Here is a 20676-nt window from a genome sequence, read left to right as displayed (position 1 = left end):
CAAAGAAAAATTCTTAGGGAGCTTCTACTCAGGGAGTATTCTTTTAGTAAATTAACAACTAGATTTCGTCTTCGTAAACAGTTGAAGCGTCTTGTTGAACTTTGCGAAGCTTTCCGGCAGCTACTTCTTCCAATGCTTTTCCTACTGGTTTGTAAGAAACGTATGAGCTTAAGTGCTCGCCGCCCTCTTCTTGCATTTGGCGCGCGCGTTTTGAAGCTAAGCTCACTAAAGAATACTTAGAATCAATTTGTTTTTTTAACTTATCTACTGATGGATATAACATGGTTTCATTCTCCTCTCAACATTGACAAATAGCGTTTTTCCACACGTTCACGACGACAGTGCTCTGCTACTATGATAGCATTTATTTTATCACATGCATTTTGAACTTGGTCGTTTTCTACAACATAATCATATAAACTCATCATTTCGACTTCTTCACGTGCAGTAGCGATACGACGGGCGATTACATCTTCTGTTTCCGTACCACGACCAACTAAACGTTGTTCCAGTTCCGTAATGCTTGGTGGTGCTAAAAAGATAAACAACGCATCTGGTGCTTTTTCACGAATTTGTGCTGCTCCTTGTACTTCAATTTCCAAAAATACATCGCGTCCTGCTTCTAGCGTTTCATGTACATATGCAAGTGGTGTACCGTAATAATTGCCGACAAATTCCGCATGTTCCAGTAAGCCTCCTTGCTCAATTAACGATTCGAATTCCTCACGTGTTCTAAAGAAATAGTCTACACCATCTTCTTCTCCTTCGCGAGGATTACGCGTTGTCATTGAAATCGAATATTCGTAATTTGTATCCGGTTGTGAAAAGAGCTCTTTACGAACTGTCCCTTTACCGACACCTGATGGACCAGATAAAACAATTAATAATCCACGTTGTTTTTTCATAAGTAACTCCTTTATATTATTCAATATTTTGAACTTGTTCACGCATTTTTTCCAAAATCGTCTTTGCCTGTACAACTGCAGCTGAACATTGGGTTGACTGATTTTTTGAACCGATTGTATTAATTTCACGGTTCATTTCCTGCATAATGAAATCAAGCTTCCGTCCAATCGCAATGTTTTCATTTAATGTTTCGGACAACTGATTGAAATGGCTATCCAACCGGTCCAGCTCTTCTGTAATATCAATTCGCTCTGCATAAATCGCAACTTCCGTAAGTAAACGATCATCCAACGTTTGACCGCTCGCCACTTCTTCTAAACGGCTCATTAAACGTTCGCGATATTTTTCAACTGCGAGCGGTGCATAGTGGCGTATTTCAGCAATTTGCGCTTCAAGGTCTTTTTTGTACTGTAGCATCACTTGCTGCAGACCTTGCCCTTCACGATCACGCATCGCAATGAGGTTTTGAATCGCTTCTGCCAATGCATTTTTTACAGATTCTATGATCTCATCCTGCATAAACTCAATTTTTTCAACCTGCAACACTTGGTCCAAACTCACAATCTCCTGCATTGTCCACTTTTCCTCCATTGGAACCGTTCGTGACAATTCCTTTTTTGCCTGGAGGAAAGCATTGAGCAGTGACCAATTGATTTGAATCGTCTGTTCAGTGTCATGGAGCTCCTTCAGAAAAATGATAACATCTATTTTCCCACGAGAAACTGCATCCGACAACATTTTTTTTGCTACTACTTCAGATTCCATCCATTCTTTTGGAAACTTTGTATTAATTTCTAAAAAACGATGATTCACAGCACGAATTTCAACAGTGAGTTGAAAGTGTTTCGTTGTTGTGACCCCCCTGCCGAATCCGGTCATACTACGTACCAAGGTTCGTCACATCCTTCTTTACTTAATTGTTTCAATTATAGCATATGTGTTATCGATTTTGCGTTAACGTCTATTATCCAAATATATATTTTATCATAGATAGGATGTAATAAAATACTTTTTATTTTATGTAAGAAGGAAAGAATTGGCTTCCTATAATTAGGGAGTTGATTTCCATTCCGGGGCGGACGCTTTCCGCGGGCGTGGCCTGAGCTTGTAGTCTCAGGCGTCACGCTGCTCCCGCTGGAGTCGCCACCCCTCCATTCCAATCAACAGGCTTTAATCATATTTCCCTCATATTAATAATACGTTTCCTTAATATATAGTAATTTGCGATAACTACAGGTTTCAACGAAAAAATGGTATGATAAAACAATCAAAGAACTTATATAATGAAAGAGGCATAAAGATGGCATTTGACGGACTATTTACTCGTTCGATGAGCAAGGAACTACAAAGCTTGACTTCCGGACGTATTACAAAAATTTATCAGCCGAATGCACTTGAAGTTGTATTGCAAATTCGTGCAGCAGGCCAAAATAGTAAACTATTATTTTCTATTCACCCTTCGTATTCCCGTGTTCACATAACAGATCAATCGATTGAAAATCCGGCAGATCCGCCAATGTTTTGTATGCTGTTACGCAAACATATTGAAGGAGGCTTTATTTCAGCTGTCATTCAGGACGGCTTTGAACGGGTAATCACTTTTGAAATTGACAGTAAAAATGAAATCGGCGATGCGGTAAAGCGAAAACTCGTCATTGAAATTATGGGGCGTCATAGTAACTTGCTGTTAATCGATGCTAAAAACGATGTAATTATCGATAGCATAAAACATCTGCCGCCATCGATGAACAGCTTCCGGACTGTTTTACCGGGGCAGCAGTATGTCGCACCGCCCCAACAACAAAAAATTGCCCTGACAAGTTTATCGGATGTTGAGTTGAAAGAGGTTTTCTCAAAACAACTAACCGCTAAAGACATTGTCGAACAGTTTGCCGGTTTTTCTCCATTGCATGCGAATGAATTGCTGCACCGTATCACAACAACTGATGCTGTTACTGCTTGCAGACAGCTGATGAATGAAATTGCAACGAGTGCAAACCCGACCTATGTTGAGCAGGAAGGAAAAATCTACTTCTCGCCAACAGCGTTAACTCATTTATCAGGTGCTGTTACAAACTATGGAACACTTGGCGAACTGCTTGACCGTGTATTTTTTGCCCGTGCAAAACGGGACCGGGTAAAACAGCAAGCGGGTGATCTTGAACGCTGGCTGCAAAATGAATTGAATAAATTAAAGCTGAAACAAAAAAAGCTTCAAAAAGATTTCGAACGTGCTCAAAATCTGGAGCAGTTCCAACTTTACGGTGAGCTTTTGATGGCCAATCTTTATAATTTCGAAAAAGGTGCAGAATTTGTAGATGTTGAAAACTATTACAGTGAAAATGCCGAAACAGTAAGAATACCGATTAGCCCGAGAAAAACACCGATCGAAAATGCGCAAAGCTATTACACAAAGTACAATAAAGCAAAGACTGCGTTGGTTATGATTGAAGAACAGAAACATAAAGCAACTGAAGATATCAACTATTTGGAAATGCTTACACAGCAAGTACAGCAAGCCTCCACTAAAGATATTGAAGAAATCCGTGAAGAACTGGCAGAACAAGGTTTACTGCGAATTCGCCAGGCTAAACGAAAAAAGAAACCGACAAAACCCGAACCTGAAAAATTTGTATCTACTTCAGGTATTTCAATTTCGGTCGGCAAAAACAATAAACAAAATGATTATTTGACATTCAAAATTGGAAAACGCAACGAAGTATGGCTACATACGAAAGATATTCCGGGGTCGCACGTTGTCATCCATTCGGAAAACCCGGATGAGCAGACATTAACGGAAGCCGCCGTATTATGTGCTTATTTTTCCAAAGCACGCGACTCTTCATCGGTTCCGGTAGACTATACGGAAATTCGCCATGTGAAAAAACCGAATGGTGCAAAACCAGGGTTTGTCATTTATTTTGAACAAAAAACGCTTTATGTAACACCGGATGAAGCGATTGTTATGAAGCTGAAAAAGTAAATATTAAAAGTGCACTCTAATAAATTTTTAGAGTATGCTATCATAATTATTACTTCATCATTTTACTTTTAGGTAATTCACATGCCATAATAATGATTTTTCTCTATCAAGTAGTGTATATGTATAACCTGTTTTTTCAACCGCATAGTTATAATAATCTCACATAGCCTTTTTAAAGTCAGGATGCACACAGTTTTTAATAATTACTTTTATTCGCTCTTTGGGCGTTATTCCATGTAAATCGGCAATACCATTCTCTGTTTCGATAACATCTACATCATGTTCCGTATTTTCACAGTATGCAACCATTGGCACGATTAACGAAATGTCTCCACCTTTCGCTTAGGACTTCTTAACAAAAATTCCAATACGTTCATTACGTGTGAAATCTCCCGAAATTTAACAGAGAAGCAACCATTTTTATACCCCAAAAACAAAACCCCAGAACTTTTACGATGCTTAAAAGTTCTGGGGTTTTTCAGTTAGAAGCCAGGGGTTATCCCAGCATCTTTAATCACTGATATTTTAGTTTGTCCCTAACTTCTGTTACCACATTTGAAATCAGCGACTCCACTTTTATTCATAATTACTTTAACACCCATTAATTCAACCATTTATATTCTTTACACGGCATATTACCACAACCATTAGCTGATGCTGACATAGGACTAACACTTGCTGTAAATCCAACTGCAAGTAAACATGCCAAAATTAATACTTTAACTTTCTTCATGATATCCCCCCCTTTCACCTATATTATAGCACAAATAACAATTATAGGTAATTATTGCCATAAAATTATTCCATGTTTGTTAATTTAGCTAGTTGTTACCAATAAAGTTCAACAAAATGAGAGATTCCATGTAAAATTTAATAGTTTATAATTTTAAAATACTTTAAACTTAAAAAACCGCTTAGAAATTTTCTAAGCGGTTTTTATTGTTAATAAATTATAATTATTTAATTGGTGCGTCAGCTGTTAATTCAAGTAATTGTAAATCATCCATTGTATCATTAGCATAGTTAGCATTGTAGTTTTTCACACGTTTGTTAACCGGAATGATTTCTGTACGGAAGTATGTCGGAATTGTTGTTGCTTGTTCGAACATATACTCTTCCCACTTACGGAATGCATCCGCACGGTATTCTGGATCTACCGCTTCTTTAGAGTCGATATCAACTAATAATGCTTGTAATTCCGGTGTTACGAAACGGCTGTAGTTAAATGAAGCTCCTTCACCGTATAAACCAAGTGGAGATGGGTTTGTACCAGTACCCCATGCTGCCATGAACATATCGATTTCCGGATCATCCGCTTTTACTTTGTCGTAGAAGCTGTTGAACTCGATTAAACGGCCAGTTGTTAACTGTACATCTAAACCAACATCTTTCCAGTTTTGACGGTAGTATTCAACGATTGCTTCGTCAGTATCAGAACCTGACATACCTGCCATGCGGATTTCAAATTTCTCACCGTTTTTATCTTCACGGATGCCGTCGCCGTCAACATCTTTGTATCCAGCTTCATCTAATAACTCTTTTGCTTTTTCCGGATCATAGTTGTATCCTTCTAAAGAATTGTCATGGAATGAAGCGAACGCTGGCGGAATTAATGATGTTGCACGTGAACGTAATCCTTGGTAGAAACGTTCACCAACTTGCTCGATATCCATTGCATAAGCAATTGCCTTACGTAAGTTAGCATCATTCATTTTTGCATTTTCATCCGTAATGTTTAAGCCGGTTTTATCCTCTCCTCCTTTTGCATCCCATTTACCAAGCTTGAAGCCAAGGTAAGAGTATGCTAACTCCGGACGAGCTAATACTGTTAAGTTTTCAAGATCTTTTACGCCATCATACTGGTTCGTCGGGTATGAAGAAGCCATATCGTATTTACCTGTACGTAATGCTTCACCGATAGAAGATGAAGGGACAACTTGTAATACAACTTTGTCTAATTTCGGTTTACCTTTGAAGTAATGCTCGTTCGCTACGAACTGAACAGATTCACCGTCAACTAATTTATCTAATTTAAATGGTCCTAAAGTTACAGGAGATTTACGTACCGCATCTGAAGAGATTAAGTCCTTAACTGGAATATCCTTCAGCACATGTTTCGGCGCTGCATAACCCCATAAACCGTCACCTAAAGAATAGATAGCCGGCGAAACTTTAGTCATAGAAATTTCAACTGTTTTGTCATCGATCTTTTTAATACCAGAGATTGTATCTGCTTTACCTGCCTTATATTCAGCAGCACCGATGATGTTTTTGAAGTCATCATCATAACGGATACCTGTATAATCTGGATGACCGATAATTTCATATGGATAAATGATATCTTCAACAGTTAGTGGCGTTCCATCAGACCATTTCACCTCATCAGGCTGGATAGTGATTGTTACTTTGTTGTTATCTGCATCGACATCTAACTTCGCAATCCCTTCATCAGTTACAAGGAAGTCGCCATCTGTATCGAAAATTACATTTGACATGAAGCCTAAAATTTCAGAATCATAAGCATCTTCATATAATTCCCAAGAGAAAACACCTTGGAAAGGAGAATCTGTTACTAATGCATATTGTAACGTACCACCTTGAATTGCTTCTCCATCATTTGTAACTTCTGATGGAAGTGATGGAGATTGTGCAGTAGAACCGCCGTCATTTGTACTTTCTTCTGTCTTTGTACCATCCGTATTTTCAGCCGGTTTTTCAGTTGACGTTTCTTCATCGCCTCCACAAGCTGCTAATACTAGTGCCGTAGCAAATACTGATGACAGCATTAAACCCTTCTTTTTCTTCATCTGTTTTTCCTCCCTTATTATCCTAAACGTTGTTTTGCGTCAGCAGAGCGTCGTAACGCTTGACCAACGTAATTTATACCAAGCATCATTACTAAAATTAATATTGATGCAGGCAACCATACCCACCATTTACTCGATAAAATTATCGGGTTCATAGCATAACTTACTAAAGTTCCTAAACTTGGTGTTGACGGTGGTAAACCGAAACCTAAGAATGAAAGACCTGTTTCGATCCCTACATTTCCCGCAAAGCTTAATGTCACTTCGACAATAAGTAGTGAGCTTAAGTTTGGCAATAATCCTTTAAACATGATCGCGAAATCACTTGTACCCATTGTTTTAGAGGCACTAATGTAATCGCGTCGTGCTTCAGAAAGTGCTTTGGATCGCACAAGTCTGGCCGTCGACATCCACTGAAATGCTGCAATAATTAATATTAAATCTACTATTCCGTATGATGGAATGATTGTTACGACTACGATGATAATCATTGTAGTTGGTAGAGTAATAAAGAAATCAATAATACGCATGAAGAAATTATCGATGAAACCACCGTAATACCCCATAATAATACCAAGACCGATACCTACTACGTTTGCAATAATTGTAATAGCAATTGCAATCAAGATTGAGTTTTTAGCGCCAATGATCAGCTGCCCAAACATATCCCGTCCGGCTTCGTCGGCTCCAAGGAGATAACCTCGGACACCAGGTTCAGTGAAGCGCTCCAATAATTGAATTTTCATTACTTCAGTCTGATCAATAGTGAAGAATGCCATAATCATAATCGCAATCATTAGCAGAATACTTCCTATTAATGAGAACATCGCTAATTTATCTTTTTTAAACTCTCGCCATATTACTTGAATACCAGTTGGTGGAGAGCTTTGAGATTCTAATTTTTCTACTGTCTGTTCATTTTTGTTTTCCATGATTAAAATCACCTCTCCTTAGTCATTATTAATTGATTGATTAGTCTATGCGAATTCGCGGATCCACTATACTTAAGATAATATCGGATAATAGACTACCTAATAATGCTAAGAAGCCGTATAACATTACTAATGCCGTTATTACACTGTAGTCACGACTTGAAATGGATTCGACAAACAATTTACCCATTCCCGGATAAGCGAATACAGTTTCAATGAAAATCGATCCACCGAGTAAACCGGTAATCGTGAATCCTAAGAACGCTGCAATCGGTAACAAAGAGTTACGGAAGATATGACGAGAATAAACTTTCTTCATCGGTATCCCTTTACTGCGTGCTGTTTTAACATAATCCATTGTTTTTGCATCAATAATTTCCGAACGTAAATATTGAATGACACCCGTCGTACCTAGCAGTGCATAGCTGGCTGCCGGTAACAATAAATGGTAGAACTTACTCCAATAATAACTCCAGGTTCCCGGGTCTAACCCTATTTCCACCGTACCACTTGTCGGGAACCACATCAGTCGGTAACCGAAAATGAATACGAAAATTAAATACAGTACGAATGCAGGGATTGCATAAGAGATAAAACTGTAAAGTACAATAGATTTATCTAAAAATGAATCGTGGTAACGTCCTGCCAGTACTCCTAGAGGAATCGCCAGCACATAAAGGAAAACTACACTAAGCAATGAAAGTAATAATGTATTCATTGCACGGTCTCCAATAATATCTGCAACAGGCTTTTTAAATGTATAACTTTGACCGAAGTCACCTTGTGCAGCATTTGTAATCCAGTTGTAGTACTGCACATACCACGGATCATAGAAACCTGCTTTAACACGTAATTCTTCAATAACATTCGGATCTGTCTCAGGAGTAATTAATCCTGTAAATGGATCCCCTGGCATTTGTTTCGCTAATATGAAAATTAGGAGACTTAAAATAAATAGCTGCGGAATCATTATTAATACACGGCGAACTATCGTTTTCCACATACTATACACGCTCCTTTTCATCTTCAGACATTGCTACTCTATGTGAGCCTGAAATCGATTTTAAAGGATATACTTTTCCATCCTTATCGTAATATTTATGTTGTTCCTGGCGATATGCTGCTTCAACTTGCTGACGTTCAAGCTTACGTTCAATTCGTGTTTCAGGCTCAATATCAGGAATTGCAGAAAGCAGACGATTTGTATAAATATGCTGCGGATTTGTGTAAATATCTTCACGCTTACCTGTTTCTACGAATCTACCTTTATACATAATAGAAATGTGGTCACACATATGGCGAACAACACCTAAATCGTGAGAGATGAATAAATAACTAATTCCATATTGTTCCTGAATATCCTTCATAAAGTTTAAAACTTGTGCCTGGACGGATAAATCAAGTGCCGAAACGGGCTCATCAGCAATAATCATTTTTGGGTTACATGCAACAGCACGGGCAATCCCTAAACGTTGCTTTTGTCCACCAGAAAATTCGTGCGGATATTTAAGTAGTACGTCCTCTGACATCCCTACAATTGCCAGTAGCTCATTAATACGTTTGCGCTCTTCTTGCGGAGACAACTTCAGGAAATTACGAATTGGCTCTGCTAAAATATCCAATACACGTTTACGCGGGTTCATACTGGAATGTGAATCCTGGAATATCATCTGGATATCTCGGTTATAGGCTGAATCACGTTTACGGCGTGCATTTGTTACATCTTCACCTTCATAAAGAATACGGCCTGATGTAATTTTTTCCAACCCGATAATTGCTTTACCGGTAGTCGATTTACCTGAGCCCGATTCCCCTACAAGACCGTAAGTTTTCCCCCGGTCAAATTCCATCGTTACACCATCTACAGCGTAAACATGGTCAACTACTGTGTTAAAAAATCCACCTCGGATCGGATAGTGAACTTTTAAATCTTCTACTTGCATGAAACTCATTGATTTACGCTCCCTTCCTCATCCTCAAAATGGAAATCTTTCCAACATGTACAGCGTACAAGGTGGCCAGGAGCAACTTCATGAAGCTGTGGATTTGCTTCATGTGCTGATTGCGGAATCCAAGGGATACGTGATGAGAAACGGCAGCCTTGGCGTGGTAACTTCATTAAAGAAGGAACCATCCCTTGAATTATTTCTAATTTTTCATTCTCACTGTTTGTTTGAGGAATTGATTTCAGTAAAGATCTTGTATACGGGTGCTTCGGATTTCTGAATAATTCCACAACAGGTGCTTCCTCTATTACTTCTCCGGCATACATTACAGCTACTCGGTCCGCTACTTCAGCAACAACCCCTAAGTCATGTGTAATTAAAATAATGCCTGATTGAATTTCATCTTGCAGAGACTTTAATAAGTCTAAAATTTGCGCTTGGATTGTTACATCAAGCGCTGTTGTCGGTTCATCCGCAATAATGATTGCAGGCTTTCCTGATAATGCGATGGCGATCATGACACGCTGACGCATACCACCAGATAACTGATGCGGGAATTGACTTGCAACACGTTGCATATTCGCAATCCCTACTTGATCCAATAATTCAATAACACGTTTTTCACGTTGTTCTTTAGTTAATTTTGTATGATAAATTAACCCTTCCTCAATTTGCTCACCGATACGCATTAATGGGTTTAATGCAGAAAGTGGATCTTGGAAAATGAAACCGATGTCATTTCCTCTTAACTTATTAAACTGTTCATCTGTCAATTTAACTAAGTTTTGATTGTTGTAAAGAATTTCCCCTTCAACTTTTGTAGTAACAGAATTGTGCAACCCAACCACTGATGTTGCCAAAGTACTTTTCCCACAACCTGATTCACCAACAATTGCTAAAATCTCATTTTTGCGAAGCGTTAACGAAACATTGTCTACAGCTGGGTAGTATGTATCTTTAATTCGGAAACTCGTACGTAAATTTCGGATTTCTAATAATTCATTCGTAGACACTATATAACCGCTCCTTTCTCCTTAAACATACCTTCGACTCTGCTAAACTCGTTCTATAATTAAATTTTTCCAAATAGAATAAAATACCCTTATCAAAAAAATTTAAACCTTGCTAATACTCAGTCTTTTTAAAATATTAATTATTTGTTAATTTTTGTATTACATTGTAAATTATCCATAAAACATATTTACATGTCAATTATTAAACTTTCTAACTATTCTAATTTAACATTTTAAATTTATCAATAGCAAACTATTCTTTTAAGTTTAAATTTTCCGATAATTTAATTTAAAAATTAACGTTTAATGATTAAAATTATCGCTTTTCCAACATAAAACAACGAGAATTACTTTTAGGCTTGTTTAATAAAAAAGCATTTCATTAAACTTCATTATTAAAAAAACTGATATTTCACATAATGGAATTATATAACTATAACAAAAACGTGTAAAGTATATTTTTGATAACTTCACACGTTTTTGAATATTTTTAATATTTTTTTATCCCGCATTAACGGGTAGTAAGACACCCAGGCGGGTGACCAACTACCCGTAAAAGCCCGATTGGTGCAACTAACAATCCGTGGGTGATGAGCCCCCGGATTGAAGTTTTACTTTATCTCAGTTTACCTGTTTTTAAATCTTGATGCCAATTTTTTAAGAAAGGAATGTCCTTTTCCTGAATGGCTGATGCCTCTTTTGCTGCATCGATTAAGTAATCAAAATTTGTTAATGAAACAAATTTCACGCCAGCTTCATCAAACGCCTGATCCGCTTTAGGCAAATTATATGTATACACACATACGACCCCTAACACTTCACAACCTGCATTTCGTAATGCTTCAACAGCAGTAATGGATGAACCTCCTGTTGAAATGATATCCTCGATTACAACGACTTTTTGACCTTTTGCATATTTTCCTTCAATTTGATTTCCGCGGCCGTGCTCTTTTGCTTTTGAACGCACATAAACCATCGGCAATTGCATAATATCCGCTACCCATGCAGCATGAGGAATCCCCGCAGTTGCAGTACCCGCCACTACTTCACAGTCAGAAAAATGATCTTTAATTAATGAGGAAAGTCCGTTGGCAAGCTGCTTGCGAATAACTGGATCTGAAATAGTTAAACGTGTATCGCAGTAAATTGGTGACTGAATTCCTGAAGCCCATGTAAATAAATCGGTCGGATTCAATTCCACCGCTCCTACTTTTAGCATTGCGTGTGCAATTTCGTTTTGTAATGACATTTTAATTAGCCTCCCATAAGTTACAAACTTCTTGATATGCTTTCACCGGATTGACGGCACCTGTAATGGCACGTCCTACAACAATAAGTGATGAGCCGTCTTTTTTAGCACCATCAGGGGTTGCAATACGCTGTTGATCATGTGCCTCCCCACCAAGCATACGGATTCCCGGTGTTACCCGTAAAAAGTCATCTCCGCATGCTTCACGAATAGCCTGTGCCTCATGAACAGAACAGACAACACCGTGAAGACCTGCTTGTTTTGTCAGCTGTGCATAATGTAAGACGGATTCTTTCAAAGATAGGGCAATTTTTTGCTCATCATGCATTCGCTGTTCAGTCGTAGAAGTCAGTTGTGTAACGGCAATTAACGCCGCTCTTTTAGCTCCAGCTGGTGTACCCGCCTCCAAACCTTCCAATGCACTTTCCATCATCATCCGTCCACCTGCTGCATGAACATTCACTAAATCCACACCTAGCCCTGCTAAGCCCTTCATTGCTGATTTCACTGTGTTCGGGATATCATGAAGCTTTAAGTCTAAAAATATATCATGTCCTTGTTCTTTTACTTTTCGGACAATAGTTGGGCCTTCCTGCATATACAGTTCCATTCCGATTTTAACGAAAAGGTTTTCTTCAAATTGTCCTAAAAAGCCCATAACTTCTTTCTCACCAGGAAAATCTAAAGCAATAATTGGTTTTGTATTCATATTAACGGTGGCTCCTTCCGATAATTTCTGAAATATGCTTCACATTTAATGTATCAAGCAAGACCGGTAATTCCTCGATGATTGTCGGACATACGAAATGATCCACAAAGTTTGCTGTCCCTACTGCCACAGCTGATGCACCTGCAGACATAAAATCGATCACATCCTGTGCACAAGTCACTCCACCCATGCCGATAATCGGAATATTCACAGCTTTATAAACGTCATACACCATACGGATAGCTACCGGTTTAATGGCAGGACCTGATAAGCCGCCTGTCCCGTTTGCAATGACAGGTTTCCCTGTACGCTCGTCCAAACGCATACCCACAAGTGTATTAATCATCGTTATACCGTCCGCTCCGCCTGCTTCCACCGCTTTGGCAATGTCTACAATATTTGTCACGTTCGGAGATAGTTTCACATATACAGGTACACTTGAAACTGCCTTTACAGCAGCAGTTAACTGTCTAGCTGTTTCCGGATCTGTCCCGAATTGAATCCCGCCGCATTTTACATTCGGACAAGAAATATTTAATTCTAACGCCTTTACGTTAGAGGCCTTTGAAATACGGTCTGCTACTTCCACATAATCCGCAACTTCCGTGCCGGCAACATTGGCAATAACCGGGACATCATAGCTTTCCAAAAACTTCAGCTCTTCACCCATTACCTTTTCAATACCTGGATTTTGCAGGCCGATCGCATTTAACATGCCTGCTGATGTTTCGGCTACACGCGGTGTCGGATTTCCTTTACGCGTTTCCACTGTTGTTGCTTTAATCATGATAGCACCTAGCTTTGATAAATCATAAAGCTGGGCATATTCGCGTCCAAAGCCAAAGCAGCCTGACGCGGGCATAATTGGATTTTTCAAGTCCAAACCTGGCAATTGTAAGTTTAATCGGCTCATAATGCCACAACTCCTTTCGGGAATACTGGCCCGTCTGAGCACACTTTTACATAGTCTTTTCCATAACCTTCTGTCGTATCGCATACACATGCAAAGCATGCACCGATTCCGCAGCCCATTCGTTCCTCAAAGGATAAGTACCCTTCTTTTTCAGGGTAATAGCCTTCTAAAGCACGAAGCATCGGCAATGGACCACATGAATAAAACAGATCGAACTTGGGCTTCACCTCATCAAATACTGTTGTAACAAACCCTTTCGTTCCCTTCGTGCCGTCTACTGTTGCATAGTAAGTATCGCCTAAAGCAGTGAACTGTTCCTCGTAGAAGCATACATCCTCTGATTGGAAACCTAGAACATGGATCGTTTTCACGCCGCGCGCATTCAGTTGTTTCGCTAATTCATGGAGTGGCGGGACACCAATTCCCCCTCCTACTAAAAGCGCAGTCTGGCCGGGCTTTGCCGCTTCAACAGGAAACCCGTTCCCTAACGGGCCTAACACATCCACGATTTCATTTTCGCGGTTTGTTGCCAGAAATTTCGTGCCACGGCCTTCAGCACGGTAAATCATCGTAAATTCATTTTTTTCTTTATCTACATTGGCAATACTGATTGGTCGACGTAACAAAGGTTCGAATGTATTTGACACCTTTACATGAACAAACTGGCCAGGCGTCATGTCCTGAACCAGTTGTCCTTGTAGTGTCAATTCGAAAATATTCGTCGCAATTTGCTTTTGCGCTACAACTGTCATTTTCTCTTGACGAATCATTTTAGTGTACTACCTCCGCTTTCGGCATTTCTTCTGCTGTAAATGTCATTGATTCGATTACGCGCAGCATTGCTTCTGCTGTATCTAATGAAGTTAGGCATGGTACACCGTTTTCAACGGATTCTCGACGAATACGGAAACCATCACGTGCAGGCTGTTTCCCTTTTGTTAATGTATTGACAACTAATTGGGCTTCACCATTTTGAATCATATCGATCAATGTCTTCCCTTTACCGCCGATTTTCTCTACGACGTCAGTTTTAATACCCATTGCTTCAAATGTTTTTGCTGTACCTTCTGTCGCTACGATACGGTAGCCGACTGTCGAGAAGCGTTTCGCCAGACTGATTGCTTCATCTTTATCTTTATCCGATACAGTGAACAGGATTGTACCATGTGTTTTAATTTCCATTCCTGCTGCTACGAAACCTTTATATAATGCTTTTTCGTAAGTAGCGTCTTTCCCCATTACTTCCCCTGTTGATTTCATTTCAGGTCCTAATGTAATGTCGACACGGCGTAATTTTGCGAATGAGAATACCGGTACTTTTACGAATACGCCTTTCTGTTCTTGTGCCAGCCCTGTTGGATAGCCTTGTTCAATAATCGATTGACCAAGAATCGCTTTTGTTGCGATATTTGCCATTGGGATGTTTGTAATTTTACTTAAAAACGGTACAGTACGACTTGAGCGAGGATTTACTTCGATGACGTAAATTTCACCTTCACTCATTACATATTGGATATTCATTAAGCCGACAATACCAAGGCCTTTTGCCAGGCGAGTCGTATAGTCTACTAATGTTTCTTTCTGAGCATCTGTTAACTTTTGTGGTGGATATACACTGATTGAGTCACCTGAGTGCACACCTGCTCGTTCAACATGTTCCATAATTCCTGGAATTAATACATTCTCACCGTCGCAAATTGCATCGACTTCAATTTCCTGTCCCGTTAAGTAACGGTCTACTAATACAGGGTGATCCGGTGATGCTTCAACCGCGTTTGTCATATAGTGAGCAAGCTCTTCCATGTTATAAACAATTTCCATTGCACGGCCGCCTAGTACATATGACGGGCGAACTAATACAGGGAAGCCTAAACCTTCTGCAATTTTCATCGCACCTTCAGCTGATGTTGCTGTATCGCCAGGAGGTTGCGGAATTTTCAGTTCTTGTAATGCCGTTTCGAACTTGTTACGGTTTTCAGCACGGTCGATATCTTCAAGTGTCGTCCCTAAAATTTTCACACCATTCGCTTCAAGCTTATCCGCTAAATTGATCGCTGTTTGCCCGCCGAACTGTACGACTACGCCGATTGGCTGCTCCAGATCAATAATGTGCATCACATCTTCAATTGTTAACGGCTCGAAGTATAATTTATCCGAAATTGAGAAGTCCGTCGAAACTGTTTCTGGATTTGAGTTAATGATGATTGCTTCATAGCCCGCTTCTTGAATTGCCCATACAGAGTGAACTGTTGCATAGTCGAACTCTACGCCTTGACCGATACGGATCGGACCTGAGCCGAGTACTACAACTGAAGGTTTGTCAGTTCGGATCGATTCATTTTCTTCCTCGTAAGTACCGTAGAAGTATGGTGTATTCGATTCGAATTCCGCCGCACACGTATCAACCATTTTATATACTGGAATAATGCCATGCTCTTTACGGAAATCATAAACCGCTTGCTCTTGCATTTCCCAAAGCTGTGCAATTTTTTTATCTGCAAAGCCTAAACGTTTCGCTGTGCGTAAAACTTCCTGATTGCCAATGTTTTCTGCCAATGTTGTTTCCATATCTACAATTTTTTTCAGCTTCGTTAAGAAGAACATGTCAATTGCAGACCATTCATGGATTTTTTCCACAGTAACACCACGTCGTATTGCTTCACCTATAAAGAATAGACGCTCATCCCCTGCTTTTTTAATACGCTTTTCAATCCATGTATCTGTTAATTCATCTGCATGTTTCATTTCAATATGCACATGGCCAGTTTCCAATGAACGGACAGCCTTTAAAATCGCTTCTTCAAATGTACGACCAAGTGCCATAACTTCCCCAGTCGCCTTCATTTGTGTACCAAGGTTACGTTTTGCCGATTCAAATTTATCAAATGGCCAACGCGGAATTTTTGCCACAATGTAGTCAAGTGCCGGCTCGAAGCACGCGAATGTTGAACCTGTAACAGGATTTTTAATCTCATCCAGTGTAAGCCCTACAGCGATTTTTGCTGCAAGCTTCGCGATCGGGTAGCCTGTCGCTTTTGATGCTAACGCAGATGAACGCGATACACGAGGATTTACTTCAATTACATAGTACTGGAATGAGTACGGATCTAATGCAAGCTGTACGTTACAGCCACCTTCGATTTTTAATGCGCGAATAATATCAAGTGAAATGTTACGCAGCATTTGGTTTTCACGGTCTGATAATGTTTGTGTTGGCGCCACAACAATTGAGTCACCTGTATGGATACCGACCGGGTCAAAGTTTTCCATGTTACATACAACGATCGCATTATCTGCCGCATCACGCATTACTTCATATTCAATCTCTTTAAAGCCTGCGATTGATTTTTCCAGTAAACATTGCGTTACAGGCGAGTATTTTAAACCAGACGTTACAATTTCCTGTAAGTCCTGATCGTTGTAGCAAATTCCTCCGCCTGTTCCGCCAAGTGTGAATGCCGGACGGACGATTACCGGATAACCGATTTTCGCAACGAACGCTTTCGCTTCTTCCATGTTATGGATAATATCAGACTCTGGAACCGGTGCACCAAGTTCATACATTAAGTTTCGGAATAAATCACGGTCTTCAGCTTTATGAATCGCATCCAGTTTTGTACCAAGAATTTCAATTCCTAGTTCATCTAAAATTCCAGACTCATCAAGCTCGATCGCCATATTTAACCCTGTTTGACCACCTAATGTAGAAAGAATTGCATCCGGACGCTCTTTTCGTAAAATTCGCGATACAAATTCAAGGCTGATTGGCTCGATGTATACTTTGTCTGCGATCTCAGTATCCGTCATAATTGTCGCCGGGTTCGAGTTGATTAAAATTACTTTATAGCCCTCTTCTTTTAATGATAGACATGCTTGTGTCCCTGCATAGTCAAATTCTGCTGCTTGACCGATTACGATCGGACCTGAGCCGATTACTAAAATTGTATTTATATCTGTACGTTTAGGCATATTGGTTCTCCTTTGCTGCTTCGAATTCCATCATTTCGATAAATTCGTCAAATAGGTAGTTTGAATCTTCAGGACCTGGTGATGCTTCCGGGTGATACTGCACAGTGAAAATCGGATAATTCTTATGGCGAACCCCTTCACAAGTACCATCATTTAAAGCGACATGTGTTAACTCTAGATCTGTATTCTTTAATGATTCAATATCGATTGCATAGCCATGGTTTTGGCTCGTTAAATCCGTGCGACCAGTACGAAGGTTTTTAACCGGATGATTTCCGCCTCGGTGACCGAATGGCAGTTTAAACGATTTTGCGCCACAAGCTAGTGAAAACAGTTGGTGCCCTAGACAAATACCGAAGATTGGCACTTTTCCGATTAGTCCTTTAATTGTTTCGATTCCTTCTGTTACATCTTCCGGGTTTCCTGGACCGTTCGAAAGCATGATGCCATCCGGATGCATTGCTAAAATTTGCTCGGCTGTCGTGTTATAAGGTACGACCAGTACATCACAGTCACGCTTGTTTAATTCGCGTAAAATACCGTGCTTCATTCCGAAGTCGATCAGCACAACACGTTTTCCGCGTCCTGGTGACGGGTATGCCGCTTTTGGTGATACTTCGCGGACATGGTGAGTAATATATGGTGTCTCCTGTAATTGAGCTACGATCTTTGCGATATCCACTTCGGCGTCTGCTTCAGTTAAAATCGCTCGTACAGCTCCTTTTGTACGAATAATGCGCGTTAATTTTCTTGTATCGATCCCTTCAATGCCCGGGATATCTTGCGCTGCCAAGTAATCCCCTAAAGACATATCCGAGCGCCAGTTTGAAGGCTGCTCTGCCAATTCACGTACGACAAAACCGCGGATTGCAGGAGTAATTGCTTCAAAGTCATCACGGTTAATGCCGTAATTTCCGACTAACGGGTATGTTAATGTAACAATTTGTCCGTAAAATGATGGGTCTGAAATAGTTTCCTGGTAGCCTGTCATCCCTGTAGTAAATACAACTTCTCCTTGACTCGCTTTGTCGCTTCCAAATGCAGTACCTGTAAATACAGTGCCATCTTCTAAAATTAGTAAACGCTTCTTCATTATTCTGCCTCCTGATATACAATATTGCCTTCAAACATCGTTACTACCGGCCATCCTTTTGCAGTCCATCCGTTAAATGGTGTGTTGCGTCCTTTTGAGACAAACCCTTCTGCATCAATTGTCTGTTCTTTATCCAAATCGATTAGTACAAGATCCGCTGAAGCGCCTACTTCCAATGTTCCGTATGGAAGATCGAAAATTTGGGCTGCCTTTACACTCATCCAGTCGACTAATTGCTTCAATGTCCATTTTCCTGTCTCTACAAAATTTGTATACAATAACGGGAATGCTGTCTCAAAACCAACAATACCGAATGGTGCCCCAACCATACCGCAGCATTTTTCTTCTGCTGTATGCGGCGCATGGTCTGTTGCGATACAGTCGATCGTACCGTCAAGCAGTGCTGCATGCAGTGAATCTTTATCGTCTGCAGCACGTAATGGCGGGTTCATCTTCCAGTTGGCATCATCAGACGGGATATCCATCTCTTCTAACAATAGGTGGTGTGGACAAACTTCTGCTGTCACTTTAATTCCTGCTGCTTTTGCATCCCTTACAGCACGTACGGATTCTTTCGTCGATACATGGCATACATGGTATCGTGCACCAGCCGCTTCAGCCAGCAGTACATCTCGAGCAATCTGTACGGACTCGCAAATTGAAGGAATCCCTGGTAAACCAAGTTCTTTATTTCGCTTTCCTTCATGCATAACCCCATCGTAAATAAGTGAATTATCTTCACAGTGTGCTACGACAACCGCATCGAGCTTTGCTGCCTGCTGCATTTGCTCATACATGGTCGACGCTAGCTGAATACCGATGCCGTCATCCGAGAAAGCGACTGCCCCCTGTTCTTTTAACTCTTGCATATTCGTGCGAACTTCTCCGGAAATATCTTTCGTTAAAGAGCCATATGGTAAAACGCGGATTACTGCACTTTCTTTGATCAATCCGTTAATGAGCTGCATATTTTCTACTGAATCCGGTACCGGCTTTGTATTTGGCATCGCACAAATTGTTGTGAAACCGCCTTTTGCTGCAGATGCAGAACCTGTTGCAATCGTTTCTTTATGTTCAAAGCCAGGCTCACGTAAATGGGTATGTACATCGACAAAACCGGGTGATGCGAAATGGCCATTCCCGTCAATCACCGTAGCGCCAGCTGGAATGTCTCCATTAATTGAAGCGATTTTGCCGTTTTCTATTACAATAGTAGAAACTACTAATTCGCCTTCCTCATTGAGTAGCTTCACATTTTGTATAACTGTTGTCATATTGATCTCTTCCTTTCAAAATCGTTTCTAAAATGGCCATTCGTGTAAATACACCGTTCCGCACTTGTTCAAAAATGCGGGAACGACTGCATTCTACAAGGGCATCCGCAATTTCCACATCGCGGTTTACCGGTGCCGGGTGCATAATGATGGCCCTCTCTTTCATCCGCTGTTCACGTTCAATCGTTAAACCATACTCTGCATGGTAGCTTTCTTTTGAAAAGTTTTTACTTACGGAGTGACGTTCATGCTGGATTCGCAGCAGCATAATGACATCGCTGTCTTCCAGCACTTCATCCCAGCTATGTGCCGCTTCGAAATTGCCTGCCCATGCCGGCGGACAAAGGAATCGAACATTTGCCCCTAATCGAGTAAGTGCTGTGGCATTTGATTTTGCGACACGGCTATGTGAAATATCACCGACGATCGTAATATTCAAGTCTTCAAATCGACCGAACTCTTTTTGGATCGTATATAAATCCAGCAATGACTGGGAAGGATGTTGGCCAGCGCCATCACCTGCATTAATGACCGCACACCCGATGCCTTCTAGAAGCTCGTTGTAATATTCATCTTCCTTATCTCGAATAACGACAGCATCGATTCCGATCATTTCCAATGTTTTGACTGTATCGTACAGCGTTTCTCCCTTTGTTGTGCTGGAAAACTCGGCATCAAACGGTATAACCGTACATCCTAGTCGACGCTCCGCCATTTCAAAGCTCGTTTTTGTACGTGTACTTGGCTCAAAGAAAAGGTTTGCTACATGAAATTCGCGTTGTAACACAGGGTTTCCCCCATTTTCGAAATGCTGTGCTCGATTTAAAATCATCATTATTTCTTCATTTGACAAATGTTCCATCGATAATAAATTTTTCATGT

The 20676-nt window shown here is 40.3% G+C and carries 19 protein-coding genes; 1 reads left to right on the top strand and 18 read right to left on the bottom strand.

What is annotated here, in order from left to right; translation table 11 throughout:
- Window positions 1-58: 58 nt before the first annotated feature.
- The 3 genes from rpoZ to MHB58_RS04770 are packed head-to-tail and all read right to left on the bottom strand — an operon-like array spanning window position 59 to window position 1797.
- Window positions 59-283, bottom strand: coding sequence for a DNA-directed RNA polymerase subunit omega (gene rpoZ / locus MHB58_RS04780; RefSeq protein ID WP_008403352.1), 225 nt, complete (start codon window positions 281-283; stop codon window positions 59-61).
- A 4-nt stretch (window positions 284-287) separates the two neighbouring features.
- Entirely contained in the window at window positions 288-905 is a 618-nt protein-coding gene (gene gmk, locus MHB58_RS04775; protein WP_008403353.1) for a guanylate kinase, read from the bottom strand.
- Between the two features lie 16 nt (window positions 906-921).
- On the bottom strand, window positions 922-1797 hold the full coding sequence (locus tag MHB58_RS04770) for a YicC/YloC family endoribonuclease (protein WP_014824522.1): 876 nt from the start codon (window positions 1795-1797) through the stop codon (window positions 922-924).
- A gap of 409 nt (window positions 1798-2206) precedes the next feature.
- On the opposite strand from MHB58_RS04770, the gene MHB58_RS04765 reads away from it, so the two are divergent.
- On the top strand, window positions 2207-3889 hold the full coding sequence (locus tag MHB58_RS04765; protein WP_340734784.1) for an Rqc2 family fibronectin-binding protein: 1683 nt from the start codon (window positions 2207-2209) through the stop codon (window positions 3887-3889).
- 159 nt (window positions 3890-4048) lie between these two features.
- Here MHB58_RS04765 and MHB58_RS20280 read toward each other — a convergent pair whose 3' ends face one another.
- The 15 genes from MHB58_RS20280 to MHB58_RS04690 form a co-directional block, all read right to left on the bottom strand.
- Window positions 4049-4216: an acetyl-CoA hydrolase/transferase C-terminal domain-containing protein gene (locus MHB58_RS20280; protein WP_445683154.1), complete on the bottom strand. Its 168-nt coding sequence runs from the start codon at window positions 4214-4216 to the stop codon at window positions 4049-4051.
- 274 nt (window positions 4217-4490) lie between these two features.
- Window positions 4491-4622, bottom strand: a complete 132-nt coding sequence (locus MHB58_RS04755) for a hypothetical protein (protein WP_340734783.1) — start codon at window positions 4620-4622, stop codon at window positions 4491-4493.
- A gap of 223 nt (window positions 4623-4845) precedes the next feature.
- Complete coding sequence (locus MHB58_RS04750) at window positions 4846-6696, bottom strand: oligopeptide ABC transporter substrate-binding protein (RefSeq protein ID WP_340734782.1); 1851 nt, start codon at window positions 6694-6696, stop codon at window positions 4846-4848.
- Window positions 6697-6713: 17 nt separating this feature from the next.
- Window positions 6714-7628 carry an ABC transporter permease gene (locus MHB58_RS04745; protein WP_087615454.1) on the bottom strand — a complete coding sequence of 305 codons (915 nt, stop codon included), beginning with the start codon at window positions 7626-7628 and terminating at the stop codon, window positions 6714-6716.
- 40 nt (window positions 7629-7668) lie between these two features.
- Window positions 7669-8631 carry an oligopeptide ABC transporter permease gene (opp4B, locus tag MHB58_RS04740; RefSeq protein WP_340734781.1) on the bottom strand — a complete coding sequence of 321 codons (963 nt, stop codon included), beginning with the start codon at window positions 8629-8631 and terminating at the stop codon, window positions 7669-7671.
- A gap of 1 nt (window position 8632) precedes the next feature.
- The gene (locus tag MHB58_RS04735; protein ID WP_340734780.1) at window positions 8633-9580 is read right to left on the bottom strand and encodes an ATP-binding cassette domain-containing protein; all 948 of its coding nucleotides are present in this window, start codon (window positions 9578-9580) and stop codon (window positions 8633-8635) included.
- Entirely contained in the window at window positions 9577-10587 is a 1011-nt protein-coding gene (locus MHB58_RS04730) for an ABC transporter ATP-binding protein (protein WP_008403360.1), read from the bottom strand. Before MHB58_RS04730 ends, MHB58_RS04735 begins: the two co-directional genes overlap by 4 nt.
- 616 nt (window positions 10588-11203) lie before the next feature.
- The gene (pyrE, locus tag MHB58_RS04725; protein WP_008403361.1) at window positions 11204-11836 is read right to left on the bottom strand and encodes an orotate phosphoribosyltransferase; all 633 of its coding nucleotides are present in this window, start codon (window positions 11834-11836) and stop codon (window positions 11204-11206) included.
- A gap of 1 nt (window position 11837) precedes the next feature.
- Window positions 11838-12545, bottom strand: coding sequence for an orotidine-5'-phosphate decarboxylase (pyrF, locus tag MHB58_RS04720; protein ID WP_014824529.1), 708 nt, complete (start codon window positions 12543-12545; stop codon window positions 11838-11840).
- A 1-nt stretch (window position 12546) separates the two neighbouring features.
- Window positions 12547-13458 carry a dihydroorotate dehydrogenase gene (locus MHB58_RS04715; protein WP_014824530.1) on the bottom strand — a complete coding sequence of 304 codons (912 nt, stop codon included), beginning with the start codon at window positions 13456-13458 and terminating at the stop codon, window positions 12547-12549.
- Entirely contained in the window at window positions 13455-14228 is a 774-nt protein-coding gene (locus MHB58_RS04710; protein ID WP_340734779.1) for a dihydroorotate dehydrogenase electron transfer subunit, read from the bottom strand. Before MHB58_RS04710 ends, MHB58_RS04715 begins: the two co-directional genes overlap by 4 nt.
- A 1-nt stretch (window position 14229) precedes the next feature.
- Complete coding sequence (carB, locus tag MHB58_RS04705) at window positions 14230-17427, bottom strand: carbamoyl-phosphate synthase large subunit (RefSeq protein WP_340734778.1); 3198 nt, start codon at window positions 17425-17427, stop codon at window positions 14230-14232.
- Entirely contained in the window at window positions 17420-18520 is a 1101-nt protein-coding gene (carA, locus tag MHB58_RS04700; protein WP_340734777.1) for a glutamine-hydrolyzing carbamoyl-phosphate synthase small subunit, read from the bottom strand. The genes carB and carA overlap by 8 nt, the downstream gene beginning before the upstream one ends.
- On the bottom strand, window positions 18520-19794 hold the full coding sequence (locus tag MHB58_RS04695) for a dihydroorotase (RefSeq protein WP_008403370.1): 1275 nt from the start codon (window positions 19792-19794) through the stop codon (window positions 18520-18522). The genes carA and MHB58_RS04695 overlap by 1 nt, the downstream gene beginning before the upstream one ends.
- The gene (locus tag MHB58_RS04690) at window positions 19757-20674 is read right to left on the bottom strand and encodes an aspartate carbamoyltransferase catalytic subunit (RefSeq protein ID WP_014824534.1); all 918 of its coding nucleotides are present in this window, start codon (window positions 20672-20674) and stop codon (window positions 19757-19759) included. Before MHB58_RS04690 ends, MHB58_RS04695 begins: the two co-directional genes overlap by 38 nt.
- Window positions 20675-20676 lie beyond the last annotated feature (2 nt).

Source organism: Solibacillus sp. FSL K6-1554 (assembly GCF_038005185.1).
Taxonomy (GTDB): Bacteria; Bacillota; Bacilli; order Bacillales_A; family Planococcaceae; genus Solibacillus; species Solibacillus silvestris.
Note: the sequence above shows the minus strand (reverse complement) of the source record. Positions and strands in the feature narration are given on the sequence as shown.

Coding starts and splice junctions, on each gene's coding strand:
- rpoZ (WP_008403352.1), bottom strand. CDS start 283: ATGTTATATCCATCAGTAGATAAGTTAAAAAAACAAATTGATTCTAAG.
- gmk (WP_008403353.1), bottom strand. CDS start 905: ATGAAAAAACAACGTGGATTATTAATTGTTTTATCTGGTCCATCAGGT.
- MHB58_RS04765 (WP_340734784.1), top strand. CDS start 2,207: ATGGCATTTGACGGACTATTTACTCGTTCGATGAGCAAGGAACTACAA.
- MHB58_RS04755 (WP_340734783.1), bottom strand. CDS start 4,622: ATGAAGAAAGTTAAAGTATTAATTTTGGCATGTTTACTTGCAGTTGGA.
- MHB58_RS04750 (WP_340734782.1), bottom strand. CDS start 6,696: ATGAAGAAAAAGAAGGGTTTAATGCTGTCATCAGTATTTGCTACGGCA.
- MHB58_RS04745 (WP_087615454.1), bottom strand. CDS start 7,628: ATGGAAAACAAAAATGAACAGACAGTAGAAAAATTAGAATCTCAAAGC.
- opp4B (WP_340734781.1), bottom strand. CDS start 8,631: ATGTGGAAAACGATAGTTCGCCGTGTATTAATAATGATTCCGCAGCTA.
- MHB58_RS04735 (WP_340734780.1), bottom strand. CDS start 9,580: ATGAGTTTCATGCAAGTAGAAGATTTAAAAGTTCACTATCCGATCCGA.
- pyrE (WP_008403361.1), bottom strand. CDS start 11,836: ATGTCATTACAAAACGAAATTGCACACGCAATGCTAAAAGTAGGAGCG.
- pyrF (WP_014824529.1), bottom strand. CDS start 12,545: ATGAATACAAAACCAATTATTGCTTTAGATTTTCCTGGTGAGAAAGAA.
- MHB58_RS04715 (WP_014824530.1), bottom strand. CDS start 13,458: ATGAGCCGATTAAACTTACAATTGCCAGGTTTGGACTTGAAAAATCCA.
- MHB58_RS04710 (WP_340734779.1), bottom strand. CDS start 14,228: ATGATTCGTCAAGAGAAAATGACAGTTGTAGCGCAAAAGCAAATTGCG.
- carB (WP_340734778.1), bottom strand. CDS start 17,427: ATGCCTAAACGTACAGATATAAATACAATTTTAGTAATCGGCTCAGGT.
- carA (WP_340734777.1), bottom strand. CDS start 18,520: ATGAAGAAGCGTTTACTAATTTTAGAAGATGGCACTGTATTTACAGGT.
- MHB58_RS04695 (WP_008403370.1), bottom strand. CDS start 19,794: ATGACAACAGTTATACAAAATGTGAAGCTACTCAATGAGGAAGGCGAA.
- MHB58_RS04690 (WP_014824534.1), bottom strand. CDS start 20,674: ATGAAAAATTTATTATCGATGGAACATTTGTCAAATGAAGAAATAATG.